This is a genomic window from Sulfurimonas sp. HSL1-2 (genome assembly GCF_039645565.1).
GTDB lineage: Bacteria > Campylobacterota > Campylobacteria > Campylobacterales > Sulfurimonadaceae > Thiomicrolovo > Thiomicrolovo zhangzhouensis.
In genome coordinates this window covers 168027-189335 of the sequence record NZ_CP147914.1, presented here as the reverse complement: position 1 = coordinate 189335, position 21309 = coordinate 168027, and the positions used below count along the sequence as shown (strand labels likewise).

Genomic DNA, 21309 nt, shown 5'->3' with positions numbered 1-21309 from the left:
AGTGCATCCGTGTTTGTGATTTTCGGGGGAACAGCCTCTATTATGTCAAAAAAGCACCCCCAAAAGCTCATCCGCTTTTATGCTCCCCTGCGCTAAAATAAGCCTAAAAAAAGCAGATCATGTCCGTAAAAAACGCTATTCTAGAGACCATCAAACGGCGGCCGATTATCATCGACGGCGCCATGGGTACGCAGCTGCAGCAGCGCCATGACCAGATCCCCGAGGCGGCATGGGAAGGCAACGAAGGGTGTAACGAGCTCCTCAACGTCACCGCCCCCGAGATCATGCGCGATATCTTCCACGCCTATCTGAACGCCGGTGCCGACATGATCACGACCAACACCTTCGGCGCTTTCTCCTGGGTCCTGGACGAATACGGCATCGGGCACCGCGCCTATGAGCTCTCCAGGGCCGGGGCGCAGCGCGTCAAAGAGGTGTGTGAGCAGTTCAGCACCCCCGATCACCCGCGCTATGTGCTCGGTTCCATCGGTCCGGGGACGAAACTCCCCTCCCTGGGCCATATCCACTACGACGAGATGCTCGAAGGGTACACCGAGTGTGCCCAGGGACTCATCGACGGCGGCTGCGACGTTTTCCTGCTCGAGACCTGCCAGGACCCGCTGCAGATCAAGGCGGCCCTGCACGCCTGCCAGGCGGCCAATGCCTCGCGCGGCACCGACCTCCCCGTCATGGTCTCCGGGACCATCGAGCTGGCCGGTACCATGCTCATCGGGACCGACGCGCAGACCCTGGCCGTCATTATGGAGCCCTTCGACATCCTCTCGCTGGGCTTCAACTGCGGTACCGGTCCGGAACAGTACACCAAGCACGTCAAGGCCTTGAGCGACGTCTGGGGCAAACCCATTTCCATCCATGCCAACGCGGGGCTCCCGCAGAACCGCGGCGGCTACACCTACTACCCGATGGGACCCGACGAGTTTGCCGACCGGCAGGAATCTTTCCTCGCATTCGACGGTGTGAGCTTCCTCGGCGGCTGCTGCGGGACAACACCCCAGCACATCAAGGCACTCGTCGACCGGGTGCATGCCATCACCCCCAAAGCACCCTCCGGTTCCCAGCCGACCTCGCTTGCCTCGCTCTTCAACTCTGTTCCGCTGATGCAGGAACCCGCCCCGCTGCTGGTGGGCGAACGCTCCAACGCCACGGGCTCCAAGGCCTTCCGGGAACTCCTCCTGGATGAGGATTATGAAGGGACCCTGAGCGTCGGCCAGCAGCAGGTACGCGCCGGGGCGCACGTCCTCGACGTCTCCGTCGGCTTCGCCGGCCGCGACGAAACGAAGGATATGAACAAAGTCATGGGGCTCTACGCCCAGAAGATCCCGCTGCCGCTGATGCCCGACTCGACGCAGACCCCGGCGCTCGAGGAGGCCCTCAAGCTGATCGGGGGTAAACCGATCATCAACTCCGTCAACCTCGAAGACGGGATTGAAAAATTCGACGCCGTCTGTTCGCTGGCGAAGAAGTACGGGGCGGCCCTCGTCTGTCTGACGATCGACGAAGTGGGGATGGCCAAAACGGTCGAGCGCAAACTCGAGGTGGCCGAGCGTATCTACACCCTGGCCACCGAGAAGCACGGTCTCAACCCAGAGGACCTCGTCTTCGACGTCCTCACCTTTACCGTGGGCAGCGGGGACGAGGAGTACCGCGATGCGGCGGTCCAGACCATCGAGGCGATCCGCGAACTCCGCACCCGCCACCCGGAAGTCGGGGCGATCCTGGGCCTCTCAAACATCTCCTTCGGCCTCGACAAGGACGCACGCCCCTACCTCAACTCCGTTTTCCTGCACCACTGTATCGAAGCGGGGCTCACCTCCGTCATCATCAACGTCAAACATATCATCCCGATGGCCAAGATAAACGAGGAGGACCTCGCTGCCTGCGAAAACCTCCTCTTCGACCGTAAACCTAACGGGCAGGCGCTCTTTGATTTCATCGAGCACTTTAGCCACAAGGAAGCCGTCGACAGTGCGGCGGAAGATGAAGCCTACAATGCTCTCAATACTGAGGAGAAGATCGCCAAACTCCTGCTCGACGGCGACAAGGAGCGGATGATCCCCCTTGTCGAGGCGGCAAGGAACGAGATCGCCCCGGAAAAGATCGTCAACGAGATCCTGATCGATGCGATGAAGGTCGTCGGCGAGCTTTTCGGTTCGGGGCAGATGCAGCTGCCTTTCGTTCTTCAGAGCGCCGAGACGATGAAAGCGGCCGTCGACCACCTCAACCCCTATCTCCCCAAAGTCGACAAAGCTGTCGACACGACCCTCGTGCTGGGCACCGTCAAAGGGGATGTTCACGACGTCGGCAAAAACCTCGTCGACATCATCCTCACCAACAACGGCTACAAGGTGATCAACCTCGGAATCAAGGTCGAACTGGACAACTTCGTCAAGACGCTGCAGGAGTCCAACGCCAGCGCCATCGGCATGAGCGGCCTGCTCGTCAAATCGACCCAGGTAATGAAAGAGAACCTCGAAGCGCTGAAAGCGGCGGGGATCACCGTCCCCATCCTGCTGGGCGGGGCGGCGCTTACGCGCAGCTTTATCGAGGACTTCTGCCGTCCCAGCTACGACGGCCCGATCTTCTACTGTAAAGACGCTTTTGACGGCGTCACGGCGATGAGCCGCATCGAGGCGGGGAACCTGGACACCAACCTCCACCCCGAAGCGCCGGAGATCGCCGATCAGACCAAGAAAGAGGCTGTTGTCATCCCGCCGTTTTCCGAACTGAAGATGCCCTCAAGAGAGGTCCGCATCCCGACACCGCCGTTCTGGGGGCGCCGTGAACTGAAGCTGACCGAAGCGCAGAAGGCCATGGCCTTTGAATGGATCAACCACAAGATCCTCTTCAAGCAGCGCTGGGGGTACAGTTCGAAGGGAATGGATAAGGAGGCCTACGAGAAACAGCTCGACGAACTTGTCTGGCCTGCCTACGAGAAGCTCAAAGCGCTCTTCCTGGATGAAGGCCTCTTTGAACCGACGGTACTCTACGGCTACTGGCCGGCACGTTCCGATGACAACACCCTGCTTGTCTTCCCGGAGACGGAGGGGTGGCACCGCGATGCAGATGCCAGTCGCGAGCCGCTGGAGCAGATTATCGGTGATGCCGAATGCGCCTTTACCTTCCCGCGGCAGCGCAAACAGCCCCACCGTGCACTCAGCGACTTTTTCCGCCATGACCGCCACGATGTCGTCGCGCTGACGTGTGTCAGCGCAGGCAGCCGCCTCAGTACCTATGAAAAAGAGCTCTATGATGCGGGGAAATACACCGAGTATTACCAGGTCCATGGCCTGGGCGTCGAGCTGGCAGAGGCTCTGGCCGAGATCGCGCACAAACAGATCCGGCTCGATCTCAATATCGCCGACGATGAGGGACCGACCCTCGCCGATGTCCGCATGAACCGGTACCAGGGTGCGCGCTACAGCTTCGGCTACCCCGCCTGTCCCGACCTTGAGCTCAACCGCCCGCTCTTTGATCTGCTGAAGCCGGAGGAGTTCGGGATTGAATTATCAGAAACGTTCCAGATCCATCCGGAACAGTCGACTTCGGCGATCGTCGTTCACCACAAAGAAGCGACGTACTACAACATCTAGGGAAGAAGTACTCCGTCAGCAAGGCGGGGTACGGATGGCAGACTACTTCAGGATAAGGGTGTAGCCGTACTTGGAAGGTTCGATCGTATAATCCGCAGCGCGCGTCAACTCGATGACGGCGCGATAATAGCCCGGGTGCGTTCCCATGCGGATCTCGCTGAACGGTGCAACATCCAGTGCACGTTTGCGTGTCGGAAAGTCCGTTTTCGCTTCGAAATCCAGAATAATCCGCGTCGGTTCCCGAATGACAAAGTGTTTTGCGAGCCTGTCACGGCTTTCGATCCGGACGTTCCCTTCCGTGAAAAGAAATCGCGCCTGTTGAAAATTCACGGTCTGAGACGCTGCCGTCGATGCTGAAGGTTCCGGCGCAACCGGTGCTTCCACCGCCGTGACCGGTTCAGGTTCCGGCAGAGAGGATGAGGGCATAAAAGGGTTTTCTCTGCCGCTCAGCAGCGTCGCGGCGGCAAAGGTCAGCAGGATCAGAAATCGTTTCACACATTTACTCCGATGGTTCAAGCTCTTTGAGTTCGAAATACTCTTTCTGCAGTGTCGCATTTTCTTGCTTCAATCTTGCAATTTCACTCGCCAAATGGCCTTCATAATTTTCCAGCTGGAGCAGGACTTCAAGTGACGCGTTGCCGAACAGAAGGTTGCTCAGGTAAAAAGCGCCGAGGACAACACCCGCCAGTGCAAGCAGAAAATGTTTGGTTTTGAATCCGAGGTAGCGTTCAACGATGTCGGGCGAAGCATACCCAATCTCGTCTTCTCCGGTCGGTGTGTCAGTAGGTTGCATTGCAAGGGAGTGCCGCACAAGGGCGGCACAGGTTTAGCTGAAAAGGGCGGCGCCGAGGTATTCGCCGTAAACGAGTTCGTTTTCGATCTCAAGCAGGCGGTTGTATTTCGCCGTACGCTCGCCGCGTGCCGTGGAACCGGTTTTGATCTCACCGCAGTTGAGCGCAACCGCGAAGTCGGCGATAAACGCATCTTCGCTCTCACCGGAACGGTGGCTCATAACACACTTGTAGCCGTTGCGCTGTGCCAGTCTGACCGTCAGCATCGTCTCGGAGACGGAACCGATCTGGTTCGGCTTGATCAGGATGGCGTTGCCGATTCCCTTCTCAATCCCCTGGGCAAGGATATTGGCATTGGTAACGAAGAGGTCGTCGCCGACCAGCTGAACCTTGTCGCCGAGCTTCGCCGTCAGGACTTTCCAGCCCTCCCAGTCGTCTTCGCTCAGACCGTCCTCGATGGAGACGATCGGGTATTTGCTGCAGAGGTCTTCATAGTAGGCGACAAGCTCTTCGGAGGTGACGGTACGGTTCTCGGACTCGAGGCGGTAACCGCCTTCGACGACCAGCTCGGAGCTCGCGACGTCGAGTGCGATCGCGATATCGTCACCCGGTTTGTAGCCTGCTTTTTCGATCGCCTGCATGATCACCTGGATCGGCTCCTCGTTGGAGGAGAGATCCGGCGCAAAGCCGCCCTCGTCGCCGAGCGCCGTGTTGTGGTTGGCGTCTTTGAGAATCTTCTTGAGATTGTGATAAACCTCGGCAGACGCCCGCAGCGCCTCGGCGAAATCTTCGAAGCCGACCGGCATGATCATGTACTCCTGGAAGTCTACGGAGTTGTCGGCATGGGAACCGCCGTTGATGATGTTGAGCATCGGCACCGGCATGACCATGGCATTGGCACCGCCGAGGTAGCGGTAGAGCGGCATACCGAGGCTGTCCGCCGCAGCGCGTGCGATGGCCATGGAGACGCCGAGGACCGCGTTCGCGCCGAGGTTGGAGTAGTTGTCCGTCCCGTCCAGTGCTTTCATCTCGGCATCGACCATTGCCTGGTTGAACGGGCTCAGACCGATAATGGCGTCGGCAATCTGGGTGTTGACGTTTTCAACCGCGGTGAGAACGCCTTTGCCCATGTAGCGGTCGCCGCCGTCGCGCAGTTCCAGCGCTTCGCGTTTCCCCGTACTGGCACCGCTCGGTACGATCGCGCTTGCTACCGTGCCGTCGCTCAGCTCTACTGTCGCTTTGACTGTCGGATTCCCGCGCGAATCCATCACCTCCATTGCCGTTACATTATCGATATAAATCATTCATCTACCTCATTCATTTCGGTTTCGTCCATCTGCATGATATTGCTCATGCCCATGGCATTACGTATCTTGTTCTCGATTTCAATGGCGAGCGCCGGTTCCTCTTTAAACTTTTGCTTGACGTTTTCACGCCCCTGACCCAGTTTGACATCTTCGTAGCTGAACCACGCTCCGCTCTTATCAATTATATCAAGTTTTACCCCATAATCCACCAATTCGCCCTCTTTGGAGATCCCCTCACCGAACATGATATCGAACTCCGCCTGGCGAAACGGCGGGGCCACTTTATTCTTGATGACCTTCGCTTTGACACGGTTTCCGATCTGGCTTTCGCCCTGCTTCAGGGTCGCGATTTTACGGACATCGATGCGCACGGAAGCATAGAACTTGAGGGCATTCCCCCCTGTCGTCGTCTCCGGTGAACCGTACCCCATCGTACCGATCTTCATCCGGATCTGGTTGATGAAGATGATCGTCGTGTTCATCTTGTGCAGTACGCCCGTAATCTTCCGCAGCGCCTTGGACATCAGACGTGCCTGGACACCGACCTGCTGGTCGTTCATCTCCCCCTCTATTTCCACCTTCGGCGTCAGTGCCGCAACGGAGTCGACGACGATCAGGTCGACCGCCCCCGAACGGGCAAGCGTCTCGACGATATCGAGGGCCTGCTCACCGTAATCGGGCTGGGAGACGAGCAGGTTCTCAACGTCGACACCGAGGTTTTTCGCATACCCGATATCCAGCGCGTGCTCGGCATCGATGAAGGCGCAGATCCCCCCTTTTTTCTGCGCCTCGGACGTGATCTGCAGGGCCAGGGTCGTTTTCCCCGAGCTCTCCGGTCCGTAGATCTCGACGACCCGTCCTTCCGGGACCCCGTTGATCCCCAGGGCAAGGTCCAGCCCGATGGAGCCTGTACTGATCGCGCTGATCGGCTCGATCTCCTTGTCCCCCAGACGCATCAGCGTCCCCTTGCCGAATGCCTTGTCAATCTGTTTCAGCGCCAGTTCGAGTGATTTTTGCTTGTTTGCGTCCATGTGCGTACAACCCTTTAGTCGTTTTGGATCATTTTATGACAATATGAAATTTGTTAGAAATATTATTTCAAACTGTCATATTTTCAGGTCTGATTCGTTCCGGCATTTTAGCGCGCATTGGCTAAAATGGGCGTAATAAAACACGAGGGTCTTTAATGAAAAAAATGCTGATCGCCCACTCCCCGGATGCCGACGACATCTTTATGTACTATGCCGTCAAATTCGGATGGGTGACCCAGCCCGACGTTGCCTTCGACAACATCCCCCTCGATATCGAAACCCTCAACGTCGAGGCCCTGGCGGGCACCTACGACATCACCGCCATCAGCTTCGCCCTCTATCCACACATCCGCGACGAATACGCCCTGCTGCGAACCGCCGTCAGCTTCGGAGAGGGGTACGGCCCCAAACTGATCAAACGCAAAGGCGAGAAGCTCAAACGCCGCTTCAAAGTGGCGCTGAGCGGCCGCTATACGACCAATGCGATGCTCTTCCGCATCGCCTACCCCGACGCGCGCATCGTTTACATGAACTTCCTCGAAATTGAGGAAGCCGTCAAGAACGGCACCGTCGACGCCGGCGTGCTCATCCACGAGAGCATCCTCACCTTCGACGAGAGCCTCGAGGTCGAACGCGAGCTTTGGGATGTCTGGCAGGAACTGGCCGGTCCCGACCTTCCGCTGCCGCTGGGAGGTATGGCGATCAGGCGATCCCTGCCGCTGACATCGGCCATCGCGTATGAACAGACGCTCACCGACGCCGTCCGCGTTGCCCGCGAACGCAAAGCGGAGCTGTGCGAACTGCTGCTGGAAAACAACCTCGTACGCATCGACGCCCCGACGCTGGACCGTTACCTCGAGCTCTATGCCAACGACGACTCCGTCGAGCTGAGCCCCCTGCAGTACCAGGCGATCGACAAGCTTTACGAACTCGGTTTCAAACACGGTTTTTACGACGCACCCATCCGGGCCGAGGAGTATACGATCCCCCGCGAGTACCTGGACTACCGCCACAGCTGACATGCCGTACAAATCGATCGACCTGGCCAAGCTCAGCTCCATCCGTATCGGGCCCGTCGCCGACGTCTACATGATCGACAGCGACGACTACCCCGACGGTGCCTACCTGATCGGGGCCGCCAACAACGTCCTCTTCGGTACGGAGCTCCCCCCGCTGATGAAACTCTCCAAAACCTATGATTTTATCCGCATCGAAGAGGGTGTTTTGCATATCGGGGCCGCGACCCCCGGCGGCAAGATCGTCTCTTTTTGCAAAAAACACGATATCGCCCATTTCGAATTTCTCTCCCACCTTCCGGGCACCCTCGGCGGCATGCTGAAGATGAACGCGGGACTGAAGGAGTACGAGATCTTCAACCGCCTCATCGCCCTGCGTACAAAGAGCGGTTGGCATGCGAAAGCGGCAATCACCCACGGCTACCGTACCACAGGGATCGACAAGGTCGTTTTCGAAGCGACTTTCGAGATCGAAACAGGGTTCGACCCGTCAAAAATAGAGCTCTTCAAGCAGATGCGAGCCAACCAGCCCTCCGACCCCAGCGCCGGCAGCGCCTTTAAAAACCCGCCGGGAGATTATGCCGGGAGGCTGATCGAATCCGTCGGGCTCAAAGGGTACCGCATCGGCGATATGGCCTTCAGCACCATGCATGCGAACTTTCTGGTCAATCTGGGAAGTGGGACGTTTGAAGAAGCCGCGGCGCTGCTGGAACTGGCGCAGCGGCGCGTGCAGGAGGCCACGGGCATCCTGCTGGAGCGGGAAGTGATTATTATCGACCGACGCTGGCTTTAGAAGCGCAGCATCAGACCGCCGTAGACGCCGGTGTATTCACCCTTGTTGATGTAATCGCCGATCGCGTACTGCACCTTGTGGATGCGGTAACCGATCTCCAGCCCCGGCTGGACGACGGGGAGGGACGTCAGCGTATAGTCCGCCTTGATACGGAAATCGTACCCCTTATTATCCTGGTAGTTCGTCACCTTGACCAGGGTCTCCAGGCCCAGCGAATCGAGCGGCTCCACCCGTGCACGGGCATAGGCGAGTGCCAGGGTCTCCGAATCATCGAAGCCCTTGCTGTCCGAGGTCACGTATTTGACATCAAGCCCGATGTCGACGGTGACGAAGAAGGTATCGTCCAGGATGTTGTAATAGAGGATCCCGTCAAGTTCACTGACGTTGAACGAGCTGGCCCCATCGGGGTTGTGCGTCAGGTTCAGGTACTCCAGACGGACGTTCGGAATGACCGGTACCGGGTGTTTGACATAGGCCCAGACATAGAAGTCGTTCTCCGTATCGATTCCAAGATCATCTTTCAGATCAAAGCTGGGGGCACCGCTTTTGTCTTCAAATGTACCGCCGGGGGCAGCATTGAAAGCACCGATACCGGCTTCGGCACGCAAAAAATCCGCCGACGCGTTCAGAGAGAAAAGTGCCGCAACCAGTGCCGCCGCCGTTTTCAGTTTCATAGACATCATTGACTCCATTATTACAAAGTTATCAAAAACAGAGTATATCAGAAACGCAGGAATGCGCCAACGTAGAGCCCGCTGAAGTCGATATCGCCGTCGATTGCCTTGTCGTCAACGTTGATCGTGATCTTCTGGATACGGTACCCCACCTCGACACCCGGCTGGATACCCGGCACGAACGTCATCGTCCAGTCGGCCTTGATGCGGGCGTCATACACATGCGACTTCTGATAGGAGATGTAGCTGCCAAGCCCTTCGATCCCGAGCCCTGTCCCGGGGATTTCCACCCGTGCCCTCGCATAGACGAGCGGCAGTACGAAGGTGCCGCTTTTGCTGTAGCCGCCGTAGGCGATCAGGTCATTTGTCGGGGCGACGTCAAACCGGTAATCGAGCGCTTTGACATCCACACCGAGATCCAGGGTCGTCCAGAACGTGTTGTCCAGAAGATTATAGTAGAGGACGGCATCGTATTCGTTTGTGTCGAAGCTGCTCGTGCTAGACGTCGTCACGGGGATCAGCGAGCCCAGTGTGACCGTTACATCACCGTCCGTACTGATGTTACAGTACTCCAGCCGAATGTTGGGCAGGACCGGTACGGGGTGTTTGACATAGAGCCAGGCGTAACCGCGCTGGGTCTGATCCTCACGGTTCGTACTGCTGCCCGAATCCGTCGATGTCTGATAGGCAATGGTGCCCTTCGGCGTCTGCATCCAGACGCCGCCGCCCGCTTCCACTCTCAATACATCCGACAAAACCGGTACGGCAGAGAGCGCCAGTAAAGCAACGAATTTAAACCATTTTTTCATATTTTTTAACCTCCAGTATTATGAGTGCGGACTATAACACAGAATGGGGTAACAAGAAAAAAGATAGGAGAAAAAATAAGGGGGAGGGGTACCCCCGAGGGGGCGGAAAAGCGATTATTTAACGGCTGCGAGTGCAGAGTCGTAGTTCGGCTCTTCAGTAATTTCCGGAACGATCTCTTTGTAAGTGATCGTACCTTCAGCGTCTACTGCAAAGATAGCACGGCAAGTAACACCAGCCAGCGGGCCGTCAGCGATCAGAACACCGTAAGCGTTCGCGAAATCTTTGTTACGGAAGTCGGAAGCGACTGTCAGGTTTTCGATACCTTCTGTAGAACAGAAGCGGCCGCCTGCGAACGGAAGGTCCATAGAAACGATAGTGAGGTCAACATCACCGAGTTCAGATGCCTTCTTGTTGAAGTTACGAGTTTCTGTTGCACATACCGGAGTATCGAGGGACGGGACAACAACGATCAGTTGTTTTTTGCCGGACGCGCCGCCGACAACTTTGTCTGCCAGACCGTTAGAGTTTACGACTGTAACTTCCGGTGCTTTATCACCAACGTTTACTTCGTTACCTGCGAGGTTAACTGTGTTACCTTTGAGCATTGTAGTTGCCATGTTAGGGCTCCTGTTTTTTTTGAGATGCAGGAGTTTTACATAATTCGGATAACTTTTGTCTTAATAGACCCCAACCTGGGAACTCTTAAGTTGAGTTTAAAAATCAGATTTGGGTGCGCTGTGGAGCTCTGCGATGGAGGTAAATGCCCCTGCTTCGTAAAGGTCGACGGCGATCCGCCCGATCATCGCCGCATTGTCCGAGCAGTACTGCAGTTCCGCCAACAGCAGTTCGGCGCCGTAAGGTGACAGCAGCTCCTCGATGCGTCCGCGCAGGTAGCGGTTGGCGCTGGCACCCCCGACAATGGCAAAGCGTTTGGGCGGACGGGTTTTGAAATATTTTCGTAACTTTCTAAAAAGATGCTCGGTCGCGATGTGCTCGAACGAGGCGGCGATGTCGGGGTAATCCGCTTCGCTGCCCTCCTCTACGGCCAGACGGACGGCGTTTTTGAGCCCCGAGTAGCTGAACGCCATCTCCCCGCGTTTTTGCAGCGGGATGGGGAAGGGGTAGCGCTCCCGGTCACCTCCCAGCGCCAGTTTCTCGATGACCGGCCCGCCGGGGTAGCCCAGCCCCATCATCTTCGCGACCTTGTCGAAGCTCTCCCCGAAGCTGTCGTCCATCGTCCGCATCACCGTTTCCATCCGCGCCAGGTTCTCCACCTCGATCACCTGGGTATGGCCGCCGGAGACGAGCAGCACCGTCAGCGGGAACTGCGTCTCTTTCCCGATGAAAAGCGAATAGATATGCCCCTTGAGGTGGTTGACGCCGATGAGCGGGATCTTCAGCGTCAGGCTGAGCGCCTTCGCCATCGTCACCCCTTCGACCAGCGTCACCGATAGACCGGGCGCGTTCGTGACGGCGACGGCCTTGAGCTGCCCGAACCACCCTTTACACTCCTCCAGAATCTTCGGCAGCGCCTCGGCATGCAGCCTTGAAGCCAGCTCCGGCACGACCCCGCCGTAAACGGAGTGCTCCAGCTCCTGGGAAATCTTCTTATGGTAGACGAGTTTCTTGGTCGCTATCTCGGTAATCGCGATAGAACTGTCGTCGCAGCTGCTTTCAATGGAAAGAATCACCCTAGGCCCCTTACCTGTTCAAGGATCCACGGCCATTCGCCGTAGCCGCTGTCGGCGTTAATGTGCCCGGCTGCTTCCAGCACCGTCATCGGCACGTCGAGCGCCGCCTGCAGTGCCTGCGCCTCCTCCGGCGTCATATAGGGGTCTGTCGTCGACGTCACAAGCTGCACATTCTCGGCAAAGAGGTTTGCAGGAGGTGTCACAGGGAAGAAACTCTTGATCGTCTCGATCTCGCAGTCAAGCCGCGGCGGGGCGATGAGGAAGAGGTTTGCTACCGGTGCGATCTCCCCCTCGTGGCAGAGATGAAACCAGAGGGTGTTCGCCAGGGAGTGGCAGATGACGACGTCGGGTCTGAACTCCTCCAGCAGTGCTTTCACCTGACGCACCCAGCGGTTTTTGGAGGGGAAGTGGGGATGGTCGAGCAGCGGGAAGCAGACCGTGCCGTAATCCTTGGCCAGCTCCCCGGCCAGCCAGCTCTGCCAGTGCGGGAAGTCGCTGCCGCCCCAGCCGTGCAGCAGAAGGACCTTTTTGCTCATGACATTGCTCCCACATAGGCGCGCACCTCTTCGTCGATGGCGAAAACCTCCTCGACGCTCCCCGGCACCCGGTCGAAGTGCTCGAAGGCATCGACGACCCGACGGGAGATATCGAGGAAACCGATATTCCCGGCGATGAACTGCGCGATGGCCGCCTCGTTGGCGGCATTGACGACCGCGCCACGCTGCGGCTCACGCAGCAGCGCCTCCTTGATCTCCCAGACCGGGTAGCGCTCCTTCGTGATCTCGCGGAACTCCAGGCCGCCCACCTTGAGCAGGTCCACGGGCTCCAGGATCTGCTCTTCGACCTTGCCCATCAGCGCGTAGGCGATCGGAAGCTGCATGTTGGCCCCGGCGATGTGCGCCGTCGTCGAACCGTCGGCGAAGTCGACAAAGGCGTGGATGAGCGAACGGGTCTCAATGATGGCGTCGTAGTCGAGCTCCCCGAAGAGCCAGCGCGCTTCGAGCAGTTCGAAGAGCTTGTTCATCATCGAGGCGCTGTCGATCGTGATCTTCTGCCCCATGGACCAGTTGGGGTGCTTGAGGGCGTCTTCCAGCGTCGCCGTGGCGAGCTTCTCCAGCGGCCAGTCGCGAAATGCCCCGCCGCTGGCGGTGATGGTCATCTTCTTGACCGGGCGGCTGTCGTTGAGGAGGTACCAGAGTCCGAAGTGTTCGCTGTCGATAGGGTGGATGCGGGAGGTATCGATAAAGGCGCCCGCCGCCACGAGGGACTCCTTGTTCGCCAGGGCGACCTTCTTGCCCCGCTCCAGCGCCTTGAGGGTCGGGCGGAGCCCCAGGAAGCCCACCAGGGCGTTGACGACGAATTCGGAATCCGCCTCCTCGATCACACGCAGGATCGCCTCCTCGCCGCTCAGAACGTTGGGGTGATTGACCCTGGGGATATCCGCTTCATTCGCGATGACGACCCAGTTGGGACGGTGCTTTTCGATCTGCTGGTTGAGCCGGTCGATGCTGTTGCCGGCAACGAGGGCCTCGACGTTGAGCGAAAAGCGTTCCGCGATCGCCAGGGCGTTGACACCGATGGAACCGGTCGAACCGAGAATGATCACCTTACACGAGGCCCCGCAGCAGAATTACCATGACAACAGCACCGAAAAGGTAGCCGTCGATGCGGTCGAGCACCCCGCCGTGGCCCGGCAGGACGTTACCGCTGTCCTTGACGCCGGCTTTGCGCTTGAGGTAGCTCTCGTAAAGGTCGCCGAACACGGCACTGACCGCCGTCGCCAGCGACACGGCTATAGCCACCTCAAGATTCACGACGCGCAGCCCCACGAAAACACCGGCAACGGTAGCGATGACGATCCCGCCGATGACGCCTTCGAGCGTCTTGTTCGGACTCGTTTCGGAAAACTTCGTCTTCCCGATGCTTTTGCCGACCACGTAGGCCCCGATATCGGCTGCGGCGACAACGACGATTAACCAGGCCATCGCCACCAGGCCGTAGTCTTTGTAGAGGGTCAGGAAGAAAAGCATCCCCGCCGTCGGGTACGCAAAGGGAAGAAAGAGGCGCCAGTCGGTACGGGGTTTGTAGGCGGCATAGGCGGCGAAGGCGACGCCCATCAACACGAAAAGGTCGTCCGGGTAGGGGTAGACGGCGGCCAGGAGCCAGAGCATCGCCGCAAAGGCGAAAGAGGCGTTGTGGTGCAGGCCGTAGAGGTTGGCCGCCTCGTAGAAGGCAAGCAGGTAGACGCCGCCGAGAACCAGCCACATCAGGATGAAGTTGTCAATCCAGCCCAGCAGGACAACCGCCCCGATCAGCGCGGCTCCCGTTACTACCCTTTTTGTCGTCTCCGTTGCTGCCATTTTCATCCCGTTTTTAAAGGGATTATACAACAAGTAGGCTGTACGCCCCTATGGCCCGGGAACAGTGGGCTGCTTGGAGACGGTGATCGTCTCGTACTTGTTGTAGAGCACGTTTGCCCCCTCCTGGATCTTCACCTCGCGTCTCGGGGTGTAGTCGACCTCGAAGAGCCCGGGGCTCATCACCGAGAAGTCGACGCAGAGCTTTGCTGCCGCCTCGAGGACGCTCTCGGGTACCTTCTGTTTGTCGGTCGTGATGATGACGTGGGTCGAGGGGCGGTCGCGCAGATGCAGCCAGATGTCCCGGGCGCGGGCGCGCTGCAGCAGCGCGATATTGCCCCGTTCGTTCTTGCCCAGCTGCACCTTGTACCCCTCGATCCAGAAGGTCTCGACGGCATCGTCGCTCTTCTCTTTGGTGCGTCCCGTCTGTTTCGGCGGGAAAAGGCGGGCGATCTCCTCGACCGTCGCCGCCCCCTCAACCGTCGCGATGAAGTGCCCGAAGTGGCTGGCTTTCCCCTCCAGCCCCTCACGCTCGATATGCATATGTGCCGCCTTCTGCTTCGTCTTCTTCGCCAGCTTGAAGAAGTGGTCGCTCACCTGGTGGGCCGAGGCGAAGGCCTTTGGAAGGTCGACTTCAACAGTAGTACCGTCGTAATCATCCAGCGTAAGGCGCATTTGGTAGGGCTTGATCTTGTAAAGGTTGGCCAGGGCGAGGTTGCCCAGGTGCTGTAACCGCGCCGCCTCCACCTCCAGCGCCGCTTCGTCCTCAAGGGCCTCCAGGTGTTTTTCGAGCCGTCGGAGCTTTTTGAACAGCAGACCGACCTTCTGCTGCTTGAGCGCCGCCAGCCGCTCTGCCTGTTCCCGGTCACACACCTCGTAGAGGTAGGCTTCCACGTCCGCAATGGGGTACTCTTTCGGCGTGAATGTCGGAGGCGGCGGCGGCAGCAGGGGCTGGCCGACGCGCACGATCCGGTAGGAGGTAGAGGCGTCGATGTGGCGCAGCGCTTCGAGGACGACCTCATCTTCGTCCAGGATGATCGCGTTGGTCGTTTTACCGGTAAATTCGAGCTGCAGGATCGTTTTGGAGTGCTTGTATGCCCCGCTGAGCGCCGCTTCGATGCGGAGGATCTTGTCGTCGTTGTAGAGCGAAATGTCCGTGATGACGGCGCGGTTGAACCGCTTGGCCAGCACGACGTCGAAAGGGGCCTGGTAGACCTTGCTGCGCCGGATGTCGTGACGGCACATCGCCAGGTAGCTGTGCCCCTTCTGCATGTTCGCATAGAGGCTCTTCTCCCCCAGGACGATCTTGATCGTCGTGTCATTCACGCGGTGGATGGCATTGATATGTTTGAAGGCTTGTAGGTACTCGGCGATCTGGCGCAGGTGGGAGAGTTTCATAGGGCGCATTATAGCGCAGGGGGCGTTAGAAGAAGAGGCGTCGCCACCACGGTTTTTTCCGCGGCGGCGTGAGGATTTTGCGTGCGCGTTCACGGCGTTCCGCCTGCAGCGTCAGCTCCTTGCGCAGGGCTTCGAGCTTTTCGGGCCGGACCAGCAGCTCTTCGTCACGCACCGCCATCCCCCTGCGCGTTGAGGTAGTTCATCAGCTCCCGCACCGCCTCCTCGTTCTTGATGCGGAACTTGATCTCGATGCGGCGCGACGCCTGCTTGTCCTCTTTGCCGTTTGCCCCCAGCACCGGTTCGGTGAAGCTGCGGCCGCTGGCGCTGAGGTACTCCCGGAAAAGCTTCCGGTTCTGCGGGTACTGCGTATAGAGGAACGTCATCACCGCCAGGGCCCGCTGCTGGGAGAGTTCCAGGTTGAAAAGGTAGCTGCCGTCGGAGTTCGTATGCCCCTCGATGATGATCCGGTCGATATAGCGGCGCATCTGCTTGTCGCTGAGCAGGGCGTCGATATACTGCCCCAGCACCCGGCTAAGTTCCTGCTTCGCCTCCGGTTTGAGCGTCGCCTCCCCCTGGTTGAAAAGCACGTTCGACGCGAAGCGCAACGAGCCGCTCTTGGGATCGATGCTGATCGAATCGCCCAGCTCCTCCTTGAGGTGCTGTACGACCTTGACCTTGATCCCCGTGAGATTCTTGATCTTGATCCTGGTGAGGTTGAGATCCTCCACCACCTTCTGGTAGGCGCGTTTTTTCAACAGCAGCGCTTTCTCCAGCTCTACCATCTCGTCGTCGCGCAGTTTGATCAGGTTCGTATCTTCGGCATGCTGTTTCTGGGCCGCATCCAGTTCCGAAGTGAGCCGCTCCGCCTCGCCCTGCAGTGACGCTCTTTGCGTCTCCGTCTCCAGCAGCAGCGCTTTGAGCTGTTCCATCTCCCCGCGGGTCAGCGCCAGGGCGGTTGTTCGCTCGTGCAGGGTCGCATTCAGATCATCCACGGAGATGCGCAGCCCCTCCGCTTCGCTCTGCAGCAGGGCCAGCTCCATGCTGAGGTGGGCGTTCGCCTCCCGGGAGGCCGCCAGCTGTGCCTGGATCTCCCGCAGCCGCTTTTTCTTCTCGGAGAGCGCCTTTTCGCTCAGCCCGAGCGCCGTTTTCTGCGCCTGCAGGTCCGCGCGGATCGCAAAAAGATCGGAACGCATCAGCACCGTTTTGACGACAATCGCCCCCACCAGCAGGATAAAGACGAAGAGCAACCCCGCCATCAGGTCGGCATAGGAGATCCAGAAGTTCTGCTCCCGCTCCCCGTTATCCCGTCGCCGCAGCATGCTCAGCGCGTCTCCCCGTCGCTTTTGTTCAACCGGGCGATCTGCTCGACGATCTGGGCCGTTTCCGAATCGATCAGCTTCAGGGTACGCTGGAGTTTCTCCAAAAACTGCGCGTCAAAGCCACGGATGTGTTCGTCAAACTGCACACCGACCCGGTCGATCTCCTGTTTCATAGACTCGATGTTTGAGAGTACCCCGCTGTAGAGCTCCTTGACATTGCCGGCGTTGAGGTTGGCCAGCGCCTCGCTGAGCCGCGCAATCTCCCCGCCCAGGGTCTCCGCAACGGTGACACCGTGCTGATACTCCCTTGAGAGGGTCTGCCGGCGCTGCTCCATCCGCTCGTCCTCTTCGCGCATCTGCGCCGCGAAACGCTCAACCCCCAGGCCGACGCGCTGCAGTGCTTCCGCCGAAACAGTCTGCTCCTGCATCGTGCGCTCAAACAGCGAACCGCTCTGCGCCATCAGCTTCCCGAGCGCTTCCGCCGCCTGCTGCTCCCGCTCGATGATCTGGCCGAAAATGTGCAGACGCTGCTCCAGGGTACGGTTCACCTCCGCGACGAAATCGCGCGAGGCCATCGTGTCATAAAGGGTGTCAAGCTTCTCGAAATGGGCCAGGCTCTTGCGGTAGTAGGTCTGTTCGATCTCCTTTTTCTCCCAGAAGAAGGGGCGCGTCACCTCGCGGAGCTCCGCCACGTCCCGTTCGAAACGGCTGATGCCGCTCTTTTCGAAAAAGATCCACCAGATGGAGAGGAAGATACCGTAGATGGAGACGTAGAAGGCCGTTCCCACCCCGCCGAGCAGCCGCGAGATCTCCTGTTCCAGCACTTCGGAGGTCTGGGCCGAGAAGTCCGGCATCGAAATAGCGATACTGATAAAGGTCCCCAGGATCCCCAGCGTCGGGAAGATCCCGGCGGCCACGGAGGAGAAGTTCTCGTTGCGCATCGTCCCCGCCGACTCGGCCAGGAAATCGTCCAGCGTCGCATCCGCCTTCTCAACCCCGGCGACGGCAAGGAGGTTCTTGTTGATGAAGGCGGCCAGAGCGCGCTGGATGCTGCCGAAACCGCGGCGGAGTTTGCACGCGGCGTAGTAGGCGTTGTGCGGGGCGAAAAAGAGCCAGATCAGGAAGATGGCGCCCATCATAATGACGCTGTGCAGTTCGACGTTGAAGTTGACAAGCCCCGTAAACCCCGCCATGGCGAAGAGCCAGAGCAGCAGCGGCAGCGACATCAGCCAGAGCAGACGCATGCCGCAGAGCGTGTGACGATGAAAGCGCTGGGACAGCGCCGCGAGATCCTCTTCGATGACCATTTCCCACTCCCGATGCTTTTCGGTCATACTATCCTAAATCATCTAAGAAACCTGTACACCGGGCCCTTCCGGGCGCCCTCTGTGCTATACTTCCGCTATTCATTCAAGGAGGCCGGATGCGCGTACCAAGAGGGTTCGGAAAACGCTACTTTACACTCAGCGCCATCCAGGCCTACAGTGCCGTGACCACCCTGCAGCGCCGTGAAAACAGCACCCTAGCGCACCACGGCATGGTCAGTGACGAAAGCGACGACGAGGCGTGCCTCGAAGAGGACGAGGCGGCACTGGAACCCGCCACAACGGAGCTTCCCGGCGGCCGGCGCCGCCCCTGCCACTGCAACCTCCACTTTCACCGCCTTGCCTGCAGACACCTGCGCAGCCACAACCGCCCGAAACGTGCCCGAAACCCCTTCCGCTATACCCGTTCGACCCTGTCGCCGCCCGCAGCGCCCTGCCCCCTGACCCCATTATCCATTCCCAAAGGAACCCTATGAAAAAAATTGCACTCTCCCTCGCCGTGGCAGCCCTCGCAGGCTCTGCCCTCAACGCCCAAGGCATCACCCTCGAAGCGCTGACCGTCACCTCCAGCCCCCTGCACAGTACCGAGCTCGATGCCGCAGACAGTGTCGAGGTCTACACCGCCGAGGAGATCGAAAAGAGCCATGCCCGGTCACTCTACGAGTTCATCACCCTGCAGACCTCCCTCTTTGCACTGCCCTCCTACGGCAACCCGATGGCCCAGCGCCTCGACCTGCACGGCTACGGCATCGAGAACGGCTACCAGAACATCGTCGTCACCCTCAACGGCCGCCGGCTCAACAACGTCGACATGGTCCCGCAGCTGCTCAGCTCCATCGCCCCTGCCGACATCGAACGCCTCGAGATCGTCAAAGGGGGCGGGATCGTCCTCGGCGGCGACGGCGCCAGCGCGGGTGCGATCCACATCGTCACGAGAAACGACAATACCAAGGAAGTCAGCTTCTACGGCGGCCTCTACGGTACCTACGACGCGGCGTTCCGGGTCGGCCACAGCGACGACTTCCTGACGGTTTCCGCCTCCGGCGAAGCCTACCACACCGCCGGCACGCGCCATATCGATGCGGCGCAGAACCGTGACGAGCAGCAGCTGGCCAACGGCACCTTCGACCTTGCCCTGACCCCTGGCGAACTGTTCGAATTCCGCCTCGGTGCGCAGGCAAGCCGCATCGACGCCGCCTACGGGAGCACCTTGACGCAAAGCGAGTTCAACGACGACCCTGCCCAGCCGGGCGCCTTTCCGGCCCCGGCCTACCAGCAGTACGACACCGATGCTTTCACCGCCGGCCTGACCCTCTTTCCGACGGCCGACCTCTCCGTCTCGCTCGACACTTCCGTCGAGAAGAAAAAATCCGTGTACGATCTCCCCGCGTGGTTCTACCGCAGCGTCGCCAATTACGACTACCGCACGGCAACGCTGGCGCTTGACTACACCCAAGGCGGGCTGCAGCTCTCCCTCGGCGGTACCCTCTTCGACGGCAGCCGCAACAGCGGTGCGACGGCCTTTGCGATCGCCAGCGAAACGACCAAAAAAAATTCGGCAGCCTATGCCCTGGCGCAGTACCGCACGGGAGACCACACCTTGAAAGCGGGCTACCGCTATGAAACCGTGCGCTACGACTACCGCGATGCGGGCAACGCCCTTGATCGCTCCGAGACGCTTCACGGCATCGAAGCGGGCTACAATCTCCGCCTCAGCCCGGAACGCTCGCTCTTTGTCAGCTACGCCCACGCCTACCAGGCCCCCGACGTCGACCGCTTCTTCAACCGGGACTTCAGCGGTGTCGTCACCTTCAACGGCTTTATCGACCCGATGACCTCCGACACCGTCACGGCGGGCTATACGGCGGTAACAGCGGCGAACAAGTTCAAGCTCTCCGCCTATTACGCCGCGCTTGAAAACGAGATCTACTACTACAGCGACCCCGCGTACATCGCCTCGGTCAATACGAACATCGACCGTTCCCACAAGGTCGGCGTCGACCTGTTCGAACAGTGGAAGGTGACCGAACGCTTCGGCCTCTCGCTCAACTACAACTACGTGCAGGCGGTCATCGACAAGGAGGTCCAGAACGGCGAGGATTTCGGCGGCAACGACCTCCCGGGCGTCAGCCCCCACACCCTCAAAGCGGCCCTCACGATCCTGCCGACGGACGCGCTCAGCCTTACCCTCTCGCACACCTACCGTTCGCAGGCCTACGCGATGAACGACTTCGGCAACAGCTTCGCGCAAAAACAGCGCGCCTTCAACAGCACGGACGTCGTCCTCAACTACGACACGGCCTCTTATGCGCTTTTTGCTAAAATCAACAACATGTTCAACAATCCCAACGGCCTCTGGGTCGCAGACGACGCCATCTACCCCGTCAATTTCACCACCACCGCCCTCGTCGGCGCCACGTTGAAGTTCTAGGCATGATCCGTACCCTGCAGGACCACGAAGAGAGTGCGCTGCCTGCGGGGCGTGCCGACCTCCTGCTGGCCGCGGCGGGCCCGGACACCCCAACGCCCGGTCCACTGACCCTGTCAGTCGAGGCCCTCACCCCCTTTGCCACCCTCAAGATCCTCGACCTGGGCCTTGTGTCCGCGCCGGAAAGGTACGAAACCGTGACCTTCGGCATCGCTCCGGGGGGTGCCTTCGATGCGAAAACACTCTTTGAAAAGGGGCGCGAGTTCGGGCGCTACTACAAACCGGCGGGCGACTACGTCATCCTTGGCGAAAGCGTCTCCCCGGATGCCGCGGACGCCGCGGCCCTTCTCAAACCGCTTCCCGGGATGGGACTCTTCGAACAGCTTGGCCGCACGGCGGACGGTTTCTTGATGTTCGCCGCGGGCTTCATGCTCGAGGCGTGCCGCCGCTTCCCCGTCGTCCTCGGCGGCGGAAGCAGGATGGCGGCGGCGCTGTTGATCGCCAACCGGGTCGTGCGCCGCGACGGCCTGCCGATGGACCCGCGCAAGCTCACCCTCTGCACAGTGGGCGGGATCGCGGAAACAGAGCGGGCGGCAACGCTGTCGCTGCTGGGTCAGCTCGACTTCCGCCCGCGGGCCCTCTACGTAGACCTCCCTTCTCACGAAGGGGAACCCTATGCCGGGGCGACCGTCGCCTACGGCATCATGCAGGGACTCACCGTGGCGCAGATTACGTCACGGGCCGGGAGCGGGGCGTAA

Annotated in this window: 21 protein-coding genes; 6 read left to right on the top strand and 15 right to left on the bottom strand. The window is 59.5% G+C overall.

Going from position 1 to position 21309, the window contains the following annotated elements; genetic code table 11:
• The first annotated feature begins 119 nt into the window (after positions 1-119).
• A complete protein-coding gene (metH, locus tag WCX18_RS00980; RefSeq protein ID WP_345988804.1) occupies positions 120-3611 on the top strand; it encodes a methionine synthase in 3492 nt (1163 codons plus the stop codon).
• 42 nt (positions 3612-3653) lie between these two features.
• Here metH and WCX18_RS00975 read toward each other — a convergent pair whose 3' ends face one another.
• The 4 genes from WCX18_RS00975 to recA are packed head-to-tail and all read right to left on the bottom strand — an operon-like array spanning position 3654 to position 6740.
• Entirely contained in the window at positions 3654-4106 is a 453-nt protein-coding gene (locus tag WCX18_RS00975) for an AMIN domain-containing protein (protein WP_345988802.1), read from the bottom strand.
• Between the two features lie 4 nt (positions 4107-4110).
• A complete protein-coding gene (locus WCX18_RS00970) occupies positions 4111-4404 on the bottom strand; it encodes a hypothetical protein (RefSeq protein WP_345988800.1) in 294 nt (97 codons plus the stop codon).
• Positions 4405-4437: 33 nt separating this feature from the next.
• Positions 4438-5706 (bottom strand): phosphopyruvate hydratase, encoded by a 1269-nt coding sequence (gene eno, locus WCX18_RS00965; protein WP_345988799.1) that lies wholly within the window; start codon positions 5704-5706, stop codon positions 4438-4440.
• Entirely contained in the window at positions 5703-6740 is a 1038-nt protein-coding gene (gene recA, locus WCX18_RS00960; RefSeq protein WP_345988797.1) for a recombinase RecA, read from the bottom strand. The genes eno and recA overlap by 4 nt, the downstream gene beginning before the upstream one ends.
• A gap of 155 nt (positions 6741-6895) precedes the next feature.
• On the opposite strand from recA, the gene WCX18_RS00955 reads away from it, so the two are divergent.
• Positions 6896-7759 carry an MqnA/MqnD/SBP family protein gene (locus WCX18_RS00955; RefSeq protein ID WP_345988795.1) on the top strand — a complete coding sequence of 288 codons (864 nt, stop codon included), beginning with the start codon at positions 6896-6898 and terminating at the stop codon, positions 7757-7759.
• Position 7760: 1 nt separating this feature from the next.
• Positions 7761-8549 (top strand): UDP-N-acetylmuramate dehydrogenase, encoded by a 789-nt coding sequence (locus WCX18_RS00950; protein ID WP_345988793.1) that lies wholly within the window; start codon positions 7761-7763, stop codon positions 8547-8549.
• Here the strand turns inward: WCX18_RS00950 and WCX18_RS00945 are convergent.
• The 11 genes from WCX18_RS00945 to WCX18_RS00895 all read right to left on the bottom strand — a co-directional run bounded on the left by WCX18_RS00945 (position 8546) and on the right by WCX18_RS00895 (position 18132).
• Complete coding sequence (locus tag WCX18_RS00945; RefSeq protein WP_345988791.1) at positions 8546-9232, bottom strand: TIGR04219 family outer membrane beta-barrel protein; 687 nt, start codon at positions 9230-9232, stop codon at positions 8546-8548. The genes WCX18_RS00950 and WCX18_RS00945 overlap by 4 nt on opposite strands.
• Before the next feature lie 38 nt (positions 9233-9270).
• Positions 9271-10032, bottom strand: coding sequence for a TIGR04219 family outer membrane beta-barrel protein (locus tag WCX18_RS00940; RefSeq protein ID WP_345988789.1), 762 nt, complete (start codon positions 10030-10032; stop codon positions 9271-9273).
• Between the two features lie 114 nt (positions 10033-10146).
• The gene (gene tpx / locus WCX18_RS00935) at positions 10147-10650 is read right to left on the bottom strand and encodes a thiol peroxidase (protein ID WP_345988788.1); all 504 of its coding nucleotides are present in this window, start codon (positions 10648-10650) and stop codon (positions 10147-10149) included.
• Between the two features lie 96 nt (positions 10651-10746).
• Complete coding sequence (gene tsaD / locus WCX18_RS00930) at positions 10747-11724, bottom strand: tRNA (adenosine(37)-N6)-threonylcarbamoyltransferase complex transferase subunit TsaD (RefSeq protein ID WP_345988786.1); 978 nt, start codon at positions 11722-11724, stop codon at positions 10747-10749.
• Entirely contained in the window at positions 11721-12260 is a 540-nt protein-coding gene (locus WCX18_RS00925) for an alpha/beta hydrolase (protein ID WP_345988784.1), read from the bottom strand. Before WCX18_RS00925 ends, tsaD begins: the two co-directional genes overlap by 4 nt.
• Positions 12257-13330: a 1-deoxy-D-xylulose-5-phosphate reductoisomerase gene (dxr, locus tag WCX18_RS00920; RefSeq protein WP_345988782.1), complete on the bottom strand. Its 1074-nt coding sequence runs from the start codon at positions 13328-13330 to the stop codon at positions 12257-12259. Before dxr ends, WCX18_RS00925 begins: the two co-directional genes overlap by 4 nt.
• Position 13331: 1 nt before the next feature.
• Complete coding sequence (locus WCX18_RS00915) at positions 13332-14090, bottom strand: phosphatidate cytidylyltransferase (protein WP_345988781.1); 759 nt, start codon at positions 14088-14090, stop codon at positions 13332-13334.
• A gap of 42 nt (positions 14091-14132) precedes the next feature.
• Complete coding sequence (locus tag WCX18_RS00910) at positions 14133-15479, bottom strand: NFACT RNA binding domain-containing protein (RefSeq protein ID WP_345988779.1); 1347 nt, start codon at positions 15477-15479, stop codon at positions 14133-14135.
• A 25-nt stretch (positions 15480-15504) separates the two neighbouring features.
• Complete coding sequence (locus WCX18_RS00905) at positions 15505-15651, bottom strand: hypothetical protein (protein WP_345988777.1); 147 nt, start codon at positions 15649-15651, stop codon at positions 15505-15507.
• Positions 15644-16798: an OmpA family protein gene (locus WCX18_RS00900; RefSeq protein WP_345988776.1), complete on the bottom strand. Its 1155-nt coding sequence runs from the start codon at positions 16796-16798 to the stop codon at positions 15644-15646. Before WCX18_RS00900 ends, WCX18_RS00905 begins: the two co-directional genes overlap by 8 nt.
• Before the next feature lie 2 nt (positions 16799-16800).
• Positions 16801-18132, bottom strand: coding sequence for a MotA/TolQ/ExbB proton channel family protein (locus WCX18_RS00895; RefSeq protein ID WP_345988774.1), 1332 nt, complete (start codon positions 18130-18132; stop codon positions 16801-16803).
• 89 nt (positions 18133-18221) lie between these two features.
• On the opposite strand from WCX18_RS00895, the gene WCX18_RS00890 reads away from it, so the two are divergent.
• Genes WCX18_RS00890 through WCX18_RS00880 form a run of 3 tightly spaced genes read left to right on the top strand, consistent with a single transcriptional unit; the run spans position 18222 to position 21309 of the window.
• Positions 18222-18599 (top strand): hypothetical protein, encoded by a 378-nt coding sequence (locus WCX18_RS00890; RefSeq protein WP_345988772.1) that lies wholly within the window; start codon positions 18222-18224, stop codon positions 18597-18599.
• On the top strand, positions 18596-20554 hold the full coding sequence (locus WCX18_RS00885) for a TonB-dependent receptor (RefSeq protein ID WP_345988770.1): 1959 nt from the start codon (positions 18596-18598) through the stop codon (positions 20552-20554). The genes WCX18_RS00890 and WCX18_RS00885 overlap by 4 nt, the downstream gene beginning before the upstream one ends.
• A 2-nt stretch (positions 20555-20556) precedes the next feature.
• Positions 20557-21309 carry a hypothetical protein gene (locus WCX18_RS00880; protein WP_345988768.1) on the top strand — a complete coding sequence of 251 codons (753 nt, stop codon included), beginning with the start codon at positions 20557-20559 and terminating at the stop codon, positions 21307-21309.